This window comes from Eleftheria terrae, assembly GCF_030419005.1.
Classification (GTDB): Bacteria; Pseudomonadota; Gammaproteobacteria; order Burkholderiales; family Burkholderiaceae_C; genus Caldimonas; species Caldimonas terrae.
Genome location: NZ_CP106951.1, coordinates 2646087 through 2662119 on the forward strand (window position 1 = coordinate 2646087; position 16033 = coordinate 2662119).

Sequence of the window (16033 nt, forward strand, 5' to 3'; positions counted from 1 at the left end):
TGCAATGCTGGGGCCGCTGCAGCGGCCGGAGTGCTCGCCCTGACCCCGGCACCGGGGTCGGCCGGCCGCAAGACATGGCGCCGCTGGAGCGCCCCCTGTGCGGCATGCGAGGCAACCCGCCGCCACCTAGTGCCGCTGGCAGCGGAGATTCGCGGCCGCTGCGCGGCCCCGGGCCTGCCCCCAGGATGGTGCCATTTACCTCTGGCCAAAATTGAAAAGTTTACTTACAAAACATGGGGCGGGCCTGACAGCAGTTTTTCACGCAGCTCAGAGCTCTTCAAAAATGCCGCCATCACACTGCCACGGTGCCATTACAGAATGCAACACAGGCGCGGCATGGCGAATACATCTAAAAGGCGCTGGAGACGCGAGCGGAGCCACCGGCAGTCGCCGAATATCAGGCCGCCGGCCAGACACGCCCGTTCGCAACCCTTGACAGATGATTCGCCGGAGCGCCTGGCATATAAGAAAAAAGGGACGGCAATTCTGAAAACAAGGGTCACGCCATGAAGAATATCAACGCGCTTTTCTTTTCTGCCCTGTTGCTCGCGCCCGCATTGTCGCGCGCTGACATTTCCGCTCTGGTGGCCGTCGAGCCCACTTCCCGCCAGGACGCGTTTCTGCTGTCGCGCAGCGGCCTGGAGTCGAGCCTCGGTGGCGCCGTGAGCCAGGCGGTGAGCGTGAGCAAGAGCGAGGACCTTGCCGACGCGATGCGCGCCACCCGCAGTGCCGAATACGACGTGTTCATCGCACCCGCGCAGGTGGCGGCGTCGGCACTGCTGCGCGGCTACGAGTTGATCGGCGCCACCGACTCGGCAGAGCAGTTCGTGCTGGTGGGCCGCAAGCGCCTGGCCTCGCTGCAGGATGTGCGCGGTGCCAAGCTCTACCTGCCGCAGCAGGACTCCATCTACACCTACATGGCGCGCGGCATGCTGAACGCCAGTGGCCTGTCGTTGAAGGACACGCTGGTGCAGCACGAGCGCTATCCGCAGGCCGGCCTCACCGCCTTGATGATCGGCACCTCCGACGCCACCGTCGTGCGGCGCAGCGACTGGGAGGCCTGGAACAAGGACAACCCCGGCGTCGGCAAGGTCCTGGCCAGTTCCGGCTCGGTGCCTGGCGGGTTTTCGGTGGTGGTCAAGAAGGTGCTGCCGGCCGATATTCGCAGCCGCCTTGCCAAATGGTTCACCACCTCCGCCGGCGTGGCCGGGTTGAAACCGGTGACGCTCAAGCCCGAGTCGGGCGAATACAAGGCGGTGGCCGAACTGGGCCTGTTCACGCCCACTCACCTGCCGGGCGCCAAGCTCGTCACCGCCGCTGACGTGCGGCAGCTGCTCGCGCAGGGCGCCGTGCTGGTCGACACTCGCACCGAGAAGGAATACAAGGCCAAGCGGGTGCCACAGGCCGTCTTCGTGCCCTATGTCGAGAAGAGCCTCAAGGACGTGGCCTTCGACGCCAGCCAGGACAGCTTCACCGGCCTCGACAAGCTCGACAAGAACAAGCCCACCATCTTCGCCTGCAACGGCGCCGAATGCTGGAAGTCGTACAAGGCCAGCAAGATGGCCACGCAGAAGGGCTTCCGCCAGGTGTACTGGTTCCGCGGCGGCCTGCCGGAGTGGGAAGTGGCCGGGCTGGAAGTGGCAAGCAACTGACGTCCGCCCACCGGTCGCGGGCTGCCGTCGGCAGGCAGCCGGCGCGGCCCTGGAAATCGACGCCCGCGGTTCCAGGCCGTGGGCATCCCACCTGCAGTCACGCGCAAGCCGATCCCGCCCGCGGATCCTGCAGGGAGCGGCGCCAAGCGGCCTTCGGTACGCCGGCTGGGGACCGCCCCTTGATCCGCTCGGCTCAGTCCCGGGCGCGGCGGCGCCGCATCACACCCAGCAGCATCATGCCGCCCAGGCTGATCATCAGCCACTGCCCGGGCTCCGGCACCGCCCCGGCAATGCGGTAGATCTCGCCATTGAGGCCCACTGCGTACAGCGCGCCGAAACCGTCCTCGCCGAACGATGCCAGCTGCGAGGCGCCAAACGGCGTGCCAAGCTCGGCCGTGCGGTCGATGAAATCGACAAAGCTGTTGCCCTGCCGCCTGAGCGAGAAAATCTTGCCCGAGACGAAATCGCCGAAGAAATAGGTGCCGTCCAGGCCGGGCTCCAGCCCGCCGCGGTACACATAGCCACCGATCACCGAGCGCCCCAGTTCGCCATGCTCGTAGTCGAACAGCGGATCGACGGCATCGGCTGGAGCCGGGTCCGGCACGTCGGGGTTGTCGACCGAACCTTCACGCGGCCGCCACCCGTAGTTGCGGCCACCGGGGGTGCCGGCCGCCTCGAAGTCGATCTCCTCGCGGGTGCCCTGCCCCACATCGGCGATCCAGAAGTCGCCCGTCTGCCGGTCGAAGCTGGCGCGGAAGGGGTTGCGCAGGCCATAGGACCAGATCTCGTCGTTGCCCGGCGTCGCGCCGGCATACGGGTTGTCGGACGGCGCGGTGTAGCCGCCCTCGGCACCCGGGGTAATGCGCAGGATCTTGCCGAGGTTGCTGTCGAGGTTCTGTGCCCGGTTGCCCGGATCGTTGGCACCGCCGCCATCGCCGGTGGCCACATACAGCTGGCCCGGGTCGGTGGACCGGAAGCCGATCCAGCCCGCCTTGTGGTTGCCGAAGTCCGGCTGCTCCACGGTGATCACCGTGCGTGCCGAGGCGGCGTCGGCGGTCGACGAACCGGCGCTCGGCGCCCGATAGGACGCCACCACGGTGTTCTTCGTGGTCTTGTCGATGTAGTTCACATAGAACTTGCCGTTGCTGGCAAAGCCGGGATCGAAGGCCAGGCCGAGCAGCCCGCGCTCGCCGGTGGTGTCGACCTGCGCGCTCAGGTCGAGGTAGGTGGAGACGCTGCCGTTGTTCATCAACTTGATGCGTCCCGTCCGCTCCACCACGAACAGCCGGCTGTCGCCGCTCGGCGCGGTCACGAACACCGGCTGATCGAAGCCCGAGCCGACCAGTTCGGCATCGAGCGCCAGGGCCGGGCCACAGGCAGCGAGGGCGCACAGCGCCACGCCTCGGAACAAGAGTCTCTTCATTCGTCACCCCTGAGTGAGAGTTCGCGAAAAGTACTGCAGCGAGACGCGGCCTCCGTGCCCGCAAGGGCCGCCGCGAAGTGGCGCGATCATTGCGCTGGCGTCCCGTGAGCGTCAAGGTCGTGCGCAGCAATCCCCGGCCGGCGGAGCGGATAAGGTGCGGCCCAGCCCGCCCGCGGGCCTTGGGCCTTGGGGTCGTGCACGGGCGCTGCAGCGGCGCGGCCCTCAGCGCGGTGCCAGCTCCATCACTGCATCGAACAGGAGTGCATCCAGCGGCTCCATAGGCGGCCGGCCCACGGCGGGCTGCGCCTCGGCGAGCCGGGCAAGCAAGTGCTCCAGGTAGGCATTGAGGCGCGGCCGGGCCGGCAGCCAGGCCTGCTCACCACTGGCCCGCTTCAGCACGAGCAGCTGGCGGATCTCATCGCGCACCTCCGGCTCGTGCACCAGGGCGTCCACCAGGGCCTCGAAGGCCATCGGGGGTGCGGCCTCGCGCTCCAGCACCCAGCATGCGGCCAGCAGCGGCCGCAACACGTACAGGTACTTCTTCGCGCGCACCTGGTCGCCGCACAGATATGTGCGCAGATTGCCGCGTCCCATCGAGTAGTAGTGATGGAAGGAACGCACGGGCTGGTAGACCGCCGCGGCCACCTGCCTCAGGCGGCTGACAAAGGCTTCATCTTGGCGGTAGACCACCGGTGAACTGAGCCATTCCACCAGCGTTGCATTGCCGTTGGCCAGCAGTTGCAGGGCCTTGCGCAAGTCCCAGCCGTTCACGTCGAAGACCGGCCCGGGCGTTTCCTCGATGACGTCGCGCACCGGCGTGATCCGCAGGTAGTCGCTGAGGCGGCGCACATAGATGAAGCGCACGTCGTAGTCCGAGTCCGGCGAGGCGAAGCCCCAGCCGCGGCTGCCCGATTCACAGGCGTAGAGGATGCGCACCCCTGCCTCGTGTTCGAGCGCGGCCAGCTTGCCGAGCACTGCGGCGCGCACGGACACGTCGATGGGGTGGGCCGCGTCGAGAGCGGGGGAAGCGGGGGAAGCGGGGGAAGCGGAAGGATCGGTCTGGGTCATGGCGGTCTCCGTCGGGCGGCAGGCAGGCACGCACCCGTGACAGCCATGAAATCCACAGCGCTTGTGGATGGGCTTGTGGACAAGCTGTAGGCCGATGTTGCGGAGCCGCTGCTGGAGCGGCTCGTCATCACTCTGCCATTTTCTTGTGCATTCGGCCTTCTGGCGTCAGAAATTCGGTGCTTCCCGGCTTTTTCCCGAGTTTTTCAATGCATGGACGACAACTCCCGCCGCAGCGCCCGCTTGCAGGACTGTCGTTCATGCGTCTCGGTCTTGCGGTGGCTGCCGGCCTTGCGTTGCCGGCTCGGCGCCACCAAGGGGTTGCGCGGCGGGCGGGGACTGTTTTGCTTGGGCTTTCTCATCGCTGCTCCTGCACGGTTGCCGGCATGGCAAGCCGGTGGGGGAAAACTGGCGGGCACGCACGGACTCGAACCGCGAACCGCTGGATTTGGAATCCAGTGCTCTGCCTATTGAGCTACGCACCCCGGACGTTCGCGCCGTCGGGCGCGAACAGGACTCATCGTCGAAATGGCGCGGATGGCACGAATCGAACGCGCAACCGCCTGCCCCAAGGCCGTGGTGCGCATCGGCCCACCGCCGTCGGCAGGTGCTCTGCCACAGAGCTACACCCGCATCTGATCTGTTGTTCGGTCTCTTGCTGTGTCTGCTGGCGCAGGCGGCGAGCCGGAGCGTTCCGGCCCGCCGCCGCGTTGCATCATCGGTATGGATCCGACCAGTCGCGCGACCATCTTGCGCGACCGTTTTCCTTGGATGGCGGCAGGCATCGAGTTGGCGCCGTCTATCGTGACGACTGCGCTCGACCGCGGTGCGATCCTTCTCCACTTCACTGTCACCACCGTGGAGCCGGGTGGCTACGCTTGCAACGCGCTTGTTCTTTCTAGAGGCCCGCTTCACGCAGGCGCTGCAGCAGGTCCTTGGGCCCTGCCGGACCGGGCGCGGCGGCGCGCGCGGCGCGAGCCGGCACCCACCAGGCTCGCCGGGGACGGCGCTTGAGTGCCGCCACGCAACGGGCAAACGTGAACTTCATCATGGCGACTCTCCTTTTCTGGTGGCCGGCTGTTCTGCCGTCCGGATCGATCGGTTGGCGCCTCCTGCACGATTCGAACGTGCGACCCCCGGCTTCGTAGACCGGTGCTCTGTTCCACTGAGCTAAAGAGGCGGTGTCTCATGGCAGCCCTGCCACCCTGGCTTGCAGGGCCGTGCTGCACCTTCTCATTGCGGTTGTGCTCCAGCGCGAGTGCGGTGTCCCGCCCAGCGCTCTCGCTGCACGATGCCGGAGGGCTCTCCGGCAGCGCACATCCCGGCCGCCCCTCGCTGATGGGCTTGGCTGGCCGTGGTGCCCGAACACACCCGCAATGAGACGTCGTGGTGACGCTGTCGACTGCTGCTGCTTGCTTCTTTCTTTCCCTCCTTCATTCTTCGGTGGCTGGCCTGCTGCTCCGTTCGCAGCTGACAAAACAAAAAGCCCGGGTTCCTTGCAGAAACCCGGGCCTCGACTGATCGAGCTTGGAGGGAGCGCTAGGCGGCGCAGTCCTCTCCCGGTGGCAGGCAATGAACAGGGTTTCGCGACCACTCGCCTTGCAGGCTGGACACCGGCATGCGAATCTCCGTGACCGTTGCCAGCGCCAAAGCACGGCCCGCTGCCAAAGACAGCAGGTGAATGGTGGTGGGACGCTTGGCTTTCACGGTGTGGTCTCGGATGAAGGTCAGCGGTACGCGGTTCAGTTCAGTGGCTGTTGCAGCAGGCCCGGCACAAGGCCAGGGACCGGCTTCTGCGATTTCGGCATCGGTGCCATCTCATTGGCACCATGGGGATGGACTGTAAAGAGTCTTAACCCTCGCGTCAAGCAGGTGCGACAATATTTCTTTCGACCTCGTGTATCGAACACAACAGTGTCCAACCCCACCGTCATCCGAAGACAGAACGTCCTGAACCTTTTCCAGCAGTTCGCGGAGGAGCAGATGCGTGCCGGCGTGCCGCCCAAGGGCCTGGAGCAGGCCTTCGCGCAGAAGCTGCAGATCAGCCCGAGCATGTGGAGCCAGATCAAGAGCAGCCGCCCCATCGGAGACAAACTGGCGCGCCAGATCGAATCGGCCTGCGCACAACCCGTGGCTTGGCTCGACGAAGAACGCCAGCCGCAAGGCCTGAGCAGTGCCGAGCAGCAGTTCATCGCCATGGCCCTCAAAGCCTGGCGCGCCACCAATGCCGAGGGCCGCAAGCGCCTCAAGCTGCTGATGAAGGAGTTCATCGGCTAGGACCCCCGCCTGCCCGGGAAGGATCGCTGCCGCCGGCGATCGGGGCTCGACGACGCGTGGCTGCCGGCGGGGAAGCGGCTCACGCGACGCTCGATCCGCGCCACCCGTGCCAGCGCTGGCGGTTCGCAAGGCCGAGGACGCCAGGCCGCCTGGCCGCCCGCTTGCGTCGATGCAGTCCGGCGAAGTGGTGATGCCGGGTAACACCCGGCGCGCCACCGCCTCAAGCCCTGCGCCGGCTCCCACGGGGCTGCACCGTCGGCGCCTGCTGCCGCTTGGCAAGGAGCTCACAAGCCGCGACTTCCTCTGCAACATGAACGCCTTGTCACCAAGCTGACACTGCCGTCGGGTGATGCTTCGCGATTCCCGGCCGGGCCGCAGGCCTCGCCGCTCCCCACGCCCTCAGAGGATTGCTTCCATGACGAGACCCATCGAGACGCGCCTGGTGTTGCTGGCCTCCCTGGCTGCGCTGTCCGGACTGCTGCCCGGCTGCGGCGGCTCGGACGGCGCGTCGGCCGCCGGCACGTCCAGCCCAGCCACCGCGCAGGACTGCGACAGCGGGGCCGGCTGCCACACCGAGCCCGAGCGCGATGAGGTCGAGGCCATCGCTGCCAAGCTGCCCGCCTGCCCTGCGGCCGCGCAGCCCTTGCACGACATCACCGCCGTGCAGGGCCCGGGCGCACAGAGCCCGCTGGCGGGCCAGACCGTCACGGTGCGCGGTGTCGTCACGGCCGACCTGCAGGCGGCGGATCAGCTCAAGGGCTTCTTCATCCAGCAGCCGGTGGCGGACAAGGACCCCGCGACCTCCGAAGGCCTGTTCGTCTATGCCGCCCATGCGGCCGACGTGAAGGCCGGCGACTACGTGCAGGTGAGCGGCAAGGTGGTCGAGTTCAAGAGCGGCAGCGATGCATCGCAAACGCTCACCGAGCTGACCGAGCTGAGCCAGCTCGACATCTGCGGCCCCGGCCCGCGGCCGGCCGTGCGCAAGCTCAAGCTGCCGCTGCAGAGCCAGGAGGCGCTGGAGCCAGTGGAAGGCATGCTGGTGAGCCTGCACCAGAAGCTGGCCGTCACCGAGGTGTACCAGCTCGGCCGCTACGGTGAGCTGAGCCTGGCGGCGGGCGAGCGGCTGTTCCACCCCAACAACGATGCGCGCGGCCGGCACGACGAGACCGAGCGGGCCCTGCGTCGCATCGTCCTCGACGACGGCCGCAGCGTGCAGAACCCCTCGCCCATCCCCTACCTCAGCGCGGCCGACACGAGCGGCACCCGCCGGGTCGGCGACCGCGTCGACAGCGTGCGCGGCGTGCTGACCTGGGGGGCCGACGCCTGGCGCATCCACCCGGTGGAGGCGCCGATCTTCAAGCCCGCCAACCCGCGGCCGGCCGCACCCGACGCGGTCGGCGGCAGCCTCAAGGCCGGCAGCCTCAATGTGCTGAACTACTTCACCACGCTGGGCCAGCGTGGCGCCAACACTGCAGCCGAGTTCGGCCGCCAGCGCGCCAAGCTGGTGGAGACCATCGCCGGACTGGATGCCGACGTGCTCGGTTTGATGGAGATCGAGAACAACGGCAGCACCGCGCTGTCCGACCTGGTCGCTGCGGTCAACGCGAGGGTGGGGGCCGACACCTATGCCTGGATCGATGGCGGCCGTCCCGGCACCGACGCCATCACGGTCGCGATGATCTACAAGCCGGCACGGGTGCAGCCACTCGGCAATGCCGAGGTGCCCAACGACCCCGGCTTTGAAGTGGACGGCGGGCTCCGTCCGCCGGTGGCGCAGCGTTTCGTCTCGACAGCCAACAACGGCAGCTTCTGGCTGGTGGTGAACCACCTGAAGAGCAAGGGCTCCTGCCCCTCGGGCAGCGACGACCCCAATCGCGACCTGGGCCAGGGCTGCTGGAATGCGGCCCGCACGGCGCAGGCGCAGGCGCTGCAGCGCTGGGTCGGCCAGTTGGCCAGCCAGTCGGGTGAAGCCGATGTGCTGATGGTGGGCGACTTCAACTCCTACCTCGAGGAAGACCCGATCCGCACGCTGGAAGCCGCCGGCCATGAAGACCTGCTGAAGCGCCTGCCGCCGCGGCAGCGCTATACCTATGTGTTCTCGGGCGAGTCGGGCGCGCTGGACCATGCCTTTGCCAGTGCCTCGCTGCGTCGGCAGGTCAGCGGCGTGACGGTGTGGCACGTGAATGCGGATGAGCCGCTGGTGCTGGACTACAACACCGAATTCAAGACGGACGACCGCTATGCGGCGACGCCCTTCCGCTCCTCCGACCACGACCCGGTGCTGGTCGGCCTGCAGCTCAAGGCCGACCCCGTCGCGCCGCTGCCGCGCCTGGCGGCCGTGCTGCCGGCCTCCGGCAGCGTCGGTACGGCGGTGCAGATCACCGGCATCGTGGCGAGCGCCGGCACCGAGCTGAGCGTGGACTGGGGCGATGGATCGCCCGTCGAGTCGCTGGCGCTGGACACCGGCAGCGCCAGCCACAGCTATGCACAGCCCGGCAGCTACACCGTAAGCCTGCGGTTGCGTGACGCCCGCGGCCAGCAGGCGGAACGCCGCGGCCCCCTGCGCATCGCGGCAGGCCCTGGCGAGGGCGGCGCGGCCGAGTTGTTCTTCAGCGAATACGTCGAAGGCAGCGGCAACCACAAGGCGCTGGAGCTGTACAACCCGACCGGGGCGGCGCTGGATCTCGGTGCCTACACCCTCAAGCTCTACGCGAACGGCGGCACCGCGGTGAGCCAGTCGCTGGCCTTGAGCGGTTCCTTGCCGGCAGGCGGCACGCTGGTGATCCTGCATCCGAGCTTCGCCACCGAATTGCCGCTGGCCGCGCCCCTGCGCAGCCAGGTCGCCAACTTCAATGGCGACGACACGCTGACCCTGGAGAAGTCCGGTACCGTGGTGGACGCCATCGGCCAACTGGGCTTCGATCCGGGCACCGCGTGGAGCAACGCGACCCACAGCACCCAGGACAGGACCCTGCGGCGCAAGCCTGGCCAGCAGCGCGGCAGCGTGCCCCCGGCAGCACCCGCCACCTGGGACCTGGCGGCCGAATGGACCGCACACGCTCAGGACAGCTTCGACGACCTGGGCCGCCACACCGCCCGCTAGGCAAGGAGCCCCGGCGGCCACTCGCGGCCGCCTGGCACGGGCCTTGCCCGCCTTCTGGCTGGTTCAACAACCACCGCTCAGAAGGACACGACGATGCTAGACGCCGACCGTTCCCCGAATCCTGAAGAACTGCGGGAGATTCTTCAACAGCTGAAGAAGGGCCTGGGCCACGACCGCGTGAACGACGGCAACGTTGATGCCCTCATCGACCTGGCGGCGCAGTACGGCCACACGCAGATCGAGCAATTGCTGCGTGAATGGCAGTCGCCGTGCAGCGACGGTTCCGAAGGCGTGCCCAGCACCATCCCGCCCACGCCGGGATTCAATCGCGAGAACGTCAAGCACTGAGTGCCGCGCGCCCTGCGCACGGCCCTGGCCGCGCCGGCGGGGTCAGTGCAGGGGCTGCGGCTCGTCGTCCGGGTACATCAAGGCATCCGCATGCAGCATGGCCTGCCACAGGTGGGCCGGCATGGCCGTGATTTGCTCCGGGCTCGGATGGCTCATCACATAAGCACGGATCTCCAGGTACTGCTCCTGCGTCAGCAAGCCCAGTTGGCGCATTTCCTTCAGCGTCTGCATGATCGGCCTCCCATTGCCGGACCCTCCGGCCGGTCCACGATAACACTGTCTTCATCGGCAAGCGGCAGGCCGGGCTTCAAGGAAGCCGTACAGCAGCAATTGCAGCACGCTGCCCACGCGCCTGAGCGCCGCCGGCAGATCGGACCGCTCCGCTAAGATCGGCCGCGTCCTGCGGGCGGCGCCTGTCGGCTGCCGCTGCCTTCCGTCTTCCACCGAGAAAGAATGCCGATGCCTGCTGTGTGGCCCCTGCTTGTTCCACCCGGCGCCTGTGCCGTGCTGCTGGCGGCTTTCATGCTGCCAATGAGCGGCGTGCTGACAGTCGTTTGCGTGGCCGGCCTGATCGGCGCCGTGCTGGCGGCCGTGCACCATGCCGAGGTGGTGGCGCATCGCGTGGGCGAACCCTTCGGCACCCTGGTCCTGGCGGTCGCGATCACCATCATCGAGGTGGCGCTGATGGTCTCGCTGATGCTCACCGGCGGCCCGGACAAGGCCGCCCTGCCGCGCGACACGGTGTTCTCGGCAGTCATGATCATCTGCAACGGCGTGGTCGGGCTGTGCCTGCTGGCCGGCGGCATCCGCCACCGCGAGCAGTCCTTCCGCATCGAAGGTGCCAGCTCGGGGCTGGCGGCGCTGGTGGCGTTGTCCACGCTGTCGCTGGTGCTGCCGAGCTTCACCACCAGTTCGCCGGGGGCCACCTACACCACGATGCAGCTGGCGTTCGCGGCGGTGGCCTCGCTGGTGCTGTGGGCGGTGTTCGTCTTTGTGCAGACGGTGCGGCATCGCGACTACTTCCTGCCGGCCCAGGACATCGCCAATGAAGACGCCCATGCCGTGCCGCCGACGCCGCGGCAGGCCTGGATCAGTTTCAGCCTGCTGATGCTGGCGCTGGTCGCGGTGGTGGGACTGGCCAAGGTGCTGTCACCTGGCATCGAGTCCGCCGTGGCGGCGGCTGGCGCGCCCAAGGCAGTGATCGGCATCGCGATCGCCCTGCTGGTGCTGCTGCCCGAGACCTGGGCGGCCGTGCGTGCGGCCCGGGCCGACCGGCTGCAAACCAGCCTGAACCTGGCGCTCGGCTCGGCCCTGGCCAGCATCGGCCTGACCATTCCCGCCGTCGCGGCCGCCTCGGTGGTGCTGGACATGCCGCTGGAGCTGGGCCTGGCGCCCAAGGACATGGTGCTGCTGGCCCTCACCTTCCTGGTGGGCACCATCACGCTCGGCACCGGCCGCACCAATGTCATGCAGGGTGCGGTGCACTTGGTGCTGTTCGCGGCCTTCCTGTTTCTCGCGCTTGCACCTTGACCGCGAGGCCCGCCGGGACAGGTGGCACAGTGACCGGGCTGCCCGCAGGGCGCTCGGCTTTGCAGACCGCCCGGGCGGGTGGCCGGCCGTGCGCCTCCTGATGCAACAAGGAGGTACCCCGCCATGACCGTGACCCCTGAGAGCCGTGGCGCGCTGCTCGACAGCGTGCGCGAACTGGCCCCGCTGCTGAGCCAGCATGCCGCCGGCGCCGAACAGGAGCGCCGGCTTTCGCCCGCGGTGGTCGAGGCACTCGCCAGGGCCGGCCTCTACCGGCTGTGGGTGCCGCGAGAGGCCGGCGGCCTGGAGGTCGACCCGCTCACCGCCCTGGCCGTGTTCGAAGCCATGGCCCGCATCGACAGCGCCGCGGCGTGGAACCTCACCGTCTCGGCGTCGGCTGCACCGTTTCTCTCCTGGTTGCCGGACGACGGCGTGCAGGAGATCTTCCACGGGCCGGCGACGCCGGTCTTCAGCGGCGGCCTGTTCCCGCCGGGCCAGGCCGTGGCGGCGGACGGCGGCTGGCGCATCAGCGGCCGCTGGAGCTTCCACAGCGGCTGCCAGGCGGCCGATTGGCACCTGGTGTCGGCCCTGGTGATGCAGGACGGGCAGCCGCGCATCGGCCCGGCCGGCCAGCCCGAGCAGATCATTGCCGCGCTGCCGGCGCGCCAGGCCCGCGTGCTCGATACCTGGCACACGCTGGGCATGCGCGGCACCGGCAGCCATGACGTGACGGCCAGCGATGTGTTCGTGCCGGCCCGGCGGGCGGCGCCGCTGCTGCCACCGCAGCGGCTGGCGTCCGCCTTCCAGGGGCCGCTCTACCGGATCGGCATCTGGCTCGCGGTGGTGGGGCTGGCGCCCACCGCACTCGGCATCGCCCGCGCAGCCATCGACGCCCTGCTGGCGCTGGGCCGCACCAAGACGCCCAACTACACCCAGACGCCCCTGCACCACCGCCCGGTGGTGCAGGCCCAGGCGGCCCGTGCCGAGGCCTGGCTGGGAGCCGGCCGGGCCTATCTGCACGAGGCCGTGCGCGAAGCCTGGCAGGCAGCCCAGGCCGGCGAGCGCCTGCAGCTGCCGCAGAAGGTGAAGCTGCAACTGGCGACCACGCATGCCATCCGGGCTGCGGCCGAGGCGGTCGACCTGGTGCATGAGGCCGCCGGCACCACGGCCATCCGCGAGGAACAGCCGTTCGAACGGCACTTCCGGGACGTGCATGTGGTGACGCAGCACGCCTTCGGCTCGACCAGCCGCTACGAATCGGCCGGCCGCCTGCTGTTCGGGCTGGAGCCGGACTGGGCCTTCTTCGGCTACTGAAGCGCGCCTGGGCGCCACACCGGCCGGCCCGCAGGGGGCGCCCCGGCGCCGCGGTGCCTGGACCAAGACCGTGGCAGCCACGACGACGGTCGCTGTGCGCATCGCGTCGGCCTCCGTCCGACGCCCAGGCCCGCCGCTCGCTGCAACAATCGTCGGCATGCCGTGCATGGGGCGGCCTGGCCGGCGGCCCGCATACACTTGCGTCCCTGCATCCACTTGTGCCAACGCCATGTCCGACCGCCTCGCCGTCCTCCATCAATACCTGTTGCCCAAGCAGGCACTGACGGCATTGGCGGGCCGGATCGCGTCGGCCCAGGCCGGTGCACTGACGACGCAGATCATTCGCTGGTTCGTGCGCCACTATGGCGTGGACATGAGCGAAGCGGTGGACGAGGACATCCGCAGCTACAAGAGCTTCAACGACTTCTTCACCCGGGCACTCAAGCACGGCGCCAGGCCGGTGGCGCCGGCCGACCTGATCGTGCCGGTGGACGGCGCCATCAGCCAGTTCGGCCGCATCGAGCGGGACCAGATCTTCCAGGCCAAGGGCCACCATTACTCGACCACCGCCCTGCTGGGCGGCGATACGGCGCTGGCCGCCCAGTTCGAGGACGGCAGCTTTGCGACGCTCTACCTCAGCCCGAAGGACTACCACCGCATCCACATGCCGTGCGCCGGCCGGTTGCTGCGCATGATCCATGTGCCGGGCGACCTGTTCTCGGTCAACCCGACCACCGCGCGCGGCGTGCCCGGGCTGTTCGCCCGCAACGAGCGGGTGGTCTGCCTGTTCGACGGGCCGCGCGGGCCCTTTGCGCTGGTGCTGGTGGGCGCGACCATCGTCGGCAGCATGGCCACCGTCTGGCATGGCGTGGTGAACCCGCCGCGCCCGGGCCGCATCCGCGAATGGACCTACCAGGACCAGCAGGTGGTGCTGCAGCAGAACGACGAGATGGGCCGCTTCCTGCTCGGCTCCACGGTCGTGCTGCTGTTTCCGAAGAGCCCGCTGCGCTTCAACCCTGCCTGGGCCCCGGAGCGGCCGGTCTCGCTTGGCCAGGCGATGGCCAACTACCCGGAACATCCGGTGCCGCCGGCGGTGTGAGCCACGGCAGCGCGGCGTCGTGTTCCCGGCCGACCTCGTCGGCGACGGATCTTCCCGGTGCGCGACCGCAAGGCTTCCCCGCGAAGTCGGGGCGTTGGAGATCGCCGGCTTGGGGCATGCACGCCGCGGCCCCCTTGTGGCGGCGGGCCTTGAGCTGCACGCAGCTGTCGTGGCCGCGGTCCGCAGTAGCCTGCGCTGGGTCGTGCCCATCGCTTCACGCGAGCGTGACCACCGCCATCTTGCCCAGCTGTGCCCGGTCACTGCTGTGGTGGGCCACCTCATGCACGACAAGCAGGTGGTGCTCCACGTCCACTGCAGCGCGGGCATTGCAGCCAATGACCGAGGAACCGCGGCGGCTGCTCGCCATGGCGCAGGGTCAGGACCAGTCGTCGCAGCGGTCCATCAGTCTCCGCGCCAGCTGCGCCCTGACCTGATCAGCCGCTGCATGCGTTGACGCCGCTGCTTGAGCACCCGAAGGGACTTGTCCAGCGTCTTGCCATCCTGGCTGTGCAGAACGACGTCATAGTCGCGCAAGGCGTCTTCGAACTGCTGGCTCTTGTAGTCGACCGCGACGTCTGCGCCCAGGCCCTTCACCAGAGCGGCATTGGCCACGCTCGTTGTCGTCGCGACACTTGCGCCCAACTGCTTGGCCAGCTGGATCGCGAAGGTGCCGATGCCGCCGGAGCCGGCCTGGATGAAGACCTTCTGGCCTCTTTTCAGGCCGGCCTTCTCGACAAGTGCCTGCCACGCAGTCAAACCGACCAGAGGAATGGAGGCGGCCTCCTCCATCATGAGGCCGCGCGGCTTGAACGCGAGCGACGACGCCTGGACGGGGCGAATTCCGCGAATGTGCCGATCCGCGAATCATCGACTCGCGCGTAGACCTCGTCGCCCCACCTTGAACTTCCGTACCTGCGGACCGGCCTTGACCACGACACCCGCCACGTCGTGGCCGAGGATGAAGGGCAGGTGATAGGGCAGGATGCGCTTGAACTCACCGTCCCTGACCTTGACGTCCAGCGGGTTGACACCCGCGGCGTGCACCTCGGCCAGGACCTCGTCATCGCGCAGTGGCGAGGTCGGCATCTCGGTCGGCGACAGCGAGCGCTTCCTGCCGTAGCGCTCGAGAGCAAATGCTTTGATGAGGTTCCTGTTCTTGTTCAGGCGGCGAGACGCAGGTCCTTGCGTACACCGGCATCCAGCACGCTGGCGGGCGCAAATCGACGCAGCATGCACATGCGCTTGGCGGGTCCGGGGGCATAGCGGATCTTCGGGTGAGCCGCCGTGTCCGCCTTCAACGCCATCGCGGCCACCACGCCCAGGCCCTCGGCGCTGACGATCACCTCCCTCACTCGCTTCTCGACGCCCGGGCGGACCTCCCGCGATGCAGCACCCCGAAGTGCCAGCATGCTGGGGCATGCCCGGCGGTTCGGGCGAGGCGGCTGACCGGCGGCACGCCGCCGCCAGCCAAGGCATCAGCTTTCGCAGCAGAAGGGTCCTTCCGCGGCGCTGGGGATCGCGGACTTCATCGGCGCGCATCGAACTCGAAGGCACCAAAGACACGCCGCACCATGCCCCGTGGGCGAGGCCGCTAGCGCGCTGCCAGTCGGTTCATTCGCCGGCGTACAGCCAGCCGCCGGCCTGCACTTGGTCACCGGCCACCACAAACACCAACCGGTCATGCCGGCCGCGCCAGTCATAGATCCAGAGGCTCGCCCCGGTCGTCTGCTTCAGCGCGCTGCCGACCGCTTCGCGGCCCCAGCCGGCCGGCGCCATCGATGTGGCCGACGACTCACCGCCCTCCCTCAGCCCCGACACGATGGTGCTGCAGCCGGCCGACGGGCAGGCCGTCACTTCGTCCGGCTGCTGCATCAACCGGCGCAGCCCGGCTGCGGTGGTGGGCCGGCCCAGCACTTCGGCGGCCAGCTGTTCCATCACCCGCTGCTTGCGGCCGCCCCAGCCGTCGACCTCGGCGTTCCAGCGGCCACCATTGAAATGGCCGGGCGCCTTGCGCAGCGCCAGGTAGCTGCGGGAGAGGGCCTGCGCGTCGGCTGGCCCTTCTGCAGGCGCGTCAGCGGCGGGAGCCATGGGCGCCTGCGCGGTCGGTGTGGCCGACGCCGCTGCTCCAAGAAGGCACAGCACCAGGGCGATGCCCCGGTGGTCTTTCAGGGTGTTTGCCATGAGCCAGTCCTTCCTCCCGGAGAATCGGCGCTCCACGTGGGCGG

At 68.6% G+C, this 16033-nt stretch carries 15 protein-coding genes, 3 tRNA genes and 1 pseudogene; 7 read left to right on the top strand and 12 right to left on the bottom strand.

Going from position 1 to position 16033, the window contains the following annotated elements:
• The first annotated feature begins 506 nt into the window (after window positions 1–506).
• Window positions 507–1652 carry a rhodanese-like domain-containing protein gene (locus tag N7L95_RS11610; protein WP_301259974.1) on the top strand — a complete coding sequence of 382 codons (1146 nt, stop codon included), beginning with the start codon at window positions 507–509 and terminating at the stop codon, window positions 1650–1652.
• A gap of 193 nt (window positions 1653–1845) precedes the next feature.
• Here the strand turns inward: N7L95_RS11610 and N7L95_RS11615 are convergent, their stop codons facing one another.
• The 7 genes from N7L95_RS11615 to N7L95_RS11645 all read right to left on the bottom strand — a co-directional run bounded on the left by N7L95_RS11615 (window position 1846) and on the right by N7L95_RS11645 (window position 5320).
• Window positions 1846–3075 (bottom strand): PQQ-dependent sugar dehydrogenase, encoded by a 1230-nt coding sequence (locus N7L95_RS11615; protein WP_301259975.1) that lies wholly within the window; start codon window positions 3073–3075, stop codon window positions 1846–1848.
• A 222-nt stretch (window positions 3076–3297) separates the two neighbouring features.
• Window positions 3298–4143 carry a nucleotidyltransferase domain-containing protein gene (locus N7L95_RS11620; protein ID WP_301259977.1) on the bottom strand — a complete coding sequence of 282 codons (846 nt, stop codon included), beginning with the start codon at window positions 4141–4143 and terminating at the stop codon, window positions 3298–3300.
• 203 nt (window positions 4144–4346) lie between these two features.
• The gene (locus tag N7L95_RS11625) at window positions 4347–4502 is read right to left on the bottom strand and encodes a hypothetical protein (protein WP_301259978.1); all 156 of its coding nucleotides are present in this window, start codon (window positions 4500–4502) and stop codon (window positions 4347–4349) included.
• Between the two features lie 47 nt (window positions 4503–4549).
• Window positions 4550–4625: transfer RNA gene (locus N7L95_RS11630), tRNA-Trp, on the bottom strand.
• Between the two features lie 44 nt (window positions 4626–4669).
• Window positions 4670–4773: transfer RNA gene (locus N7L95_RS11635), tRNA-OTHER, on the bottom strand.
• A gap of 265 nt (window positions 4774–5038) precedes the next feature.
• Complete coding sequence (locus tag N7L95_RS11640) at window positions 5039–5191, bottom strand: hypothetical protein (RefSeq protein WP_301259979.1); 153 nt, start codon at window positions 5189–5191, stop codon at window positions 5039–5041.
• A gap of 52 nt (window positions 5192–5243) precedes the next feature.
• Window positions 5244–5320: transfer RNA gene (locus N7L95_RS11645), tRNA-Arg, on the bottom strand.
• A gap of 734 nt (window positions 5321–6054) precedes the next feature.
• Here N7L95_RS11645 and N7L95_RS11650 point away from each other — a divergent pair.
• The 3 genes from N7L95_RS11650 (at window position 6055) to N7L95_RS11660 (ending at window position 9868) form a co-directional block, all read left to right on the top strand.
• The gene (locus N7L95_RS11650; protein ID WP_301259980.1) at window positions 6055–6417 is read left to right on the top strand and encodes a hypothetical protein; all 363 of its coding nucleotides are present in this window, start codon (window positions 6055–6057) and stop codon (window positions 6415–6417) included.
• A 415-nt stretch (window positions 6418–6832) separates the two neighbouring features.
• Window positions 6833–9520, top strand: coding sequence for an ExeM/NucH family extracellular endonuclease (locus tag N7L95_RS11655; protein ID WP_301259981.1), 2688 nt, complete (start codon window positions 6833–6835; stop codon window positions 9518–9520).
• 93 nt (window positions 9521–9613) lie between these two features.
• Entirely contained in the window at window positions 9614–9868 is a 255-nt protein-coding gene (locus N7L95_RS11660; protein WP_301259982.1) for a hypothetical protein, read from the top strand.
• A gap of 42 nt (window positions 9869–9910) precedes the next feature.
• Here N7L95_RS11660 and N7L95_RS11665 read toward each other — a convergent pair whose 3' ends face one another.
• On the bottom strand, window positions 9911–10099 hold the full coding sequence (locus N7L95_RS11665) for a hypothetical protein (protein ID WP_301259983.1): 189 nt from the start codon (window positions 10097–10099) through the stop codon (window positions 9911–9913).
• A gap of 228 nt (window positions 10100–10327) precedes the next feature.
• Between N7L95_RS11665 and N7L95_RS11670 the strand changes: the two genes are divergently transcribed.
• From N7L95_RS11670 to asd, 3 genes are all read left to right on the top strand, one after another.
• Window positions 10328–11398 carry a calcium:cation antiporter gene (locus N7L95_RS11670; protein WP_301259984.1) on the top strand — a complete coding sequence of 357 codons (1071 nt, stop codon included), beginning with the start codon at window positions 10328–10330 and terminating at the stop codon, window positions 11396–11398.
• 123 nt (window positions 11399–11521) lie between these two features.
• Window positions 11522–12709 carry an acyl-CoA dehydrogenase family protein gene (locus tag N7L95_RS11675; protein WP_301259985.1) on the top strand — a complete coding sequence of 396 codons (1188 nt, stop codon included), beginning with the start codon at window positions 11522–11524 and terminating at the stop codon, window positions 12707–12709.
• A gap of 229 nt (window positions 12710–12938) precedes the next feature.
• On the top strand, window positions 12939–13808 hold the full coding sequence (gene asd / locus N7L95_RS11680) for an archaetidylserine decarboxylase (protein WP_301259986.1): 870 nt from the start codon (window positions 12939–12941) through the stop codon (window positions 13806–13808).
• A 214-nt stretch (window positions 13809–14022) separates the two neighbouring features.
• Here the strand turns inward: asd and N7L95_RS11685 are convergent, their stop codons facing one another.
• From N7L95_RS11685 to N7L95_RS11700, 4 genes and pseudogenes are all read right to left on the bottom strand, one after another.
• Window positions 14023–14175 (bottom strand): hypothetical protein, encoded by a 153-nt coding sequence (locus N7L95_RS11685; protein WP_301259987.1) that lies wholly within the window; start codon window positions 14173–14175, stop codon window positions 14023–14025.
• A 95-nt stretch (window positions 14176–14270) separates the two neighbouring features.
• Window positions 14271–14951: pseudogene (locus tag N7L95_RS11690) on the bottom strand (NADP-dependent oxidoreductase); the annotation flags it as partial.
• A 17-nt stretch (window positions 14952–14968) separates the two neighbouring features.
• The gene (locus N7L95_RS11695) at window positions 14969–15217 is read right to left on the bottom strand and encodes a Rossmann-fold NAD(P)-binding domain-containing protein (protein ID WP_301259988.1); all 249 of its coding nucleotides are present in this window, start codon (window positions 15215–15217) and stop codon (window positions 14969–14971) included.
• Window positions 15218–15419: 202 nt separating this feature from the next.
• Window positions 15420–15989 carry a hypothetical protein gene (locus N7L95_RS11700; protein WP_301259989.1) on the bottom strand — a complete coding sequence of 190 codons (570 nt, stop codon included), beginning with the start codon at window positions 15987–15989 and terminating at the stop codon, window positions 15420–15422.
• Between the last annotated feature and the right edge of the window lie 44 nt (window positions 15990–16033).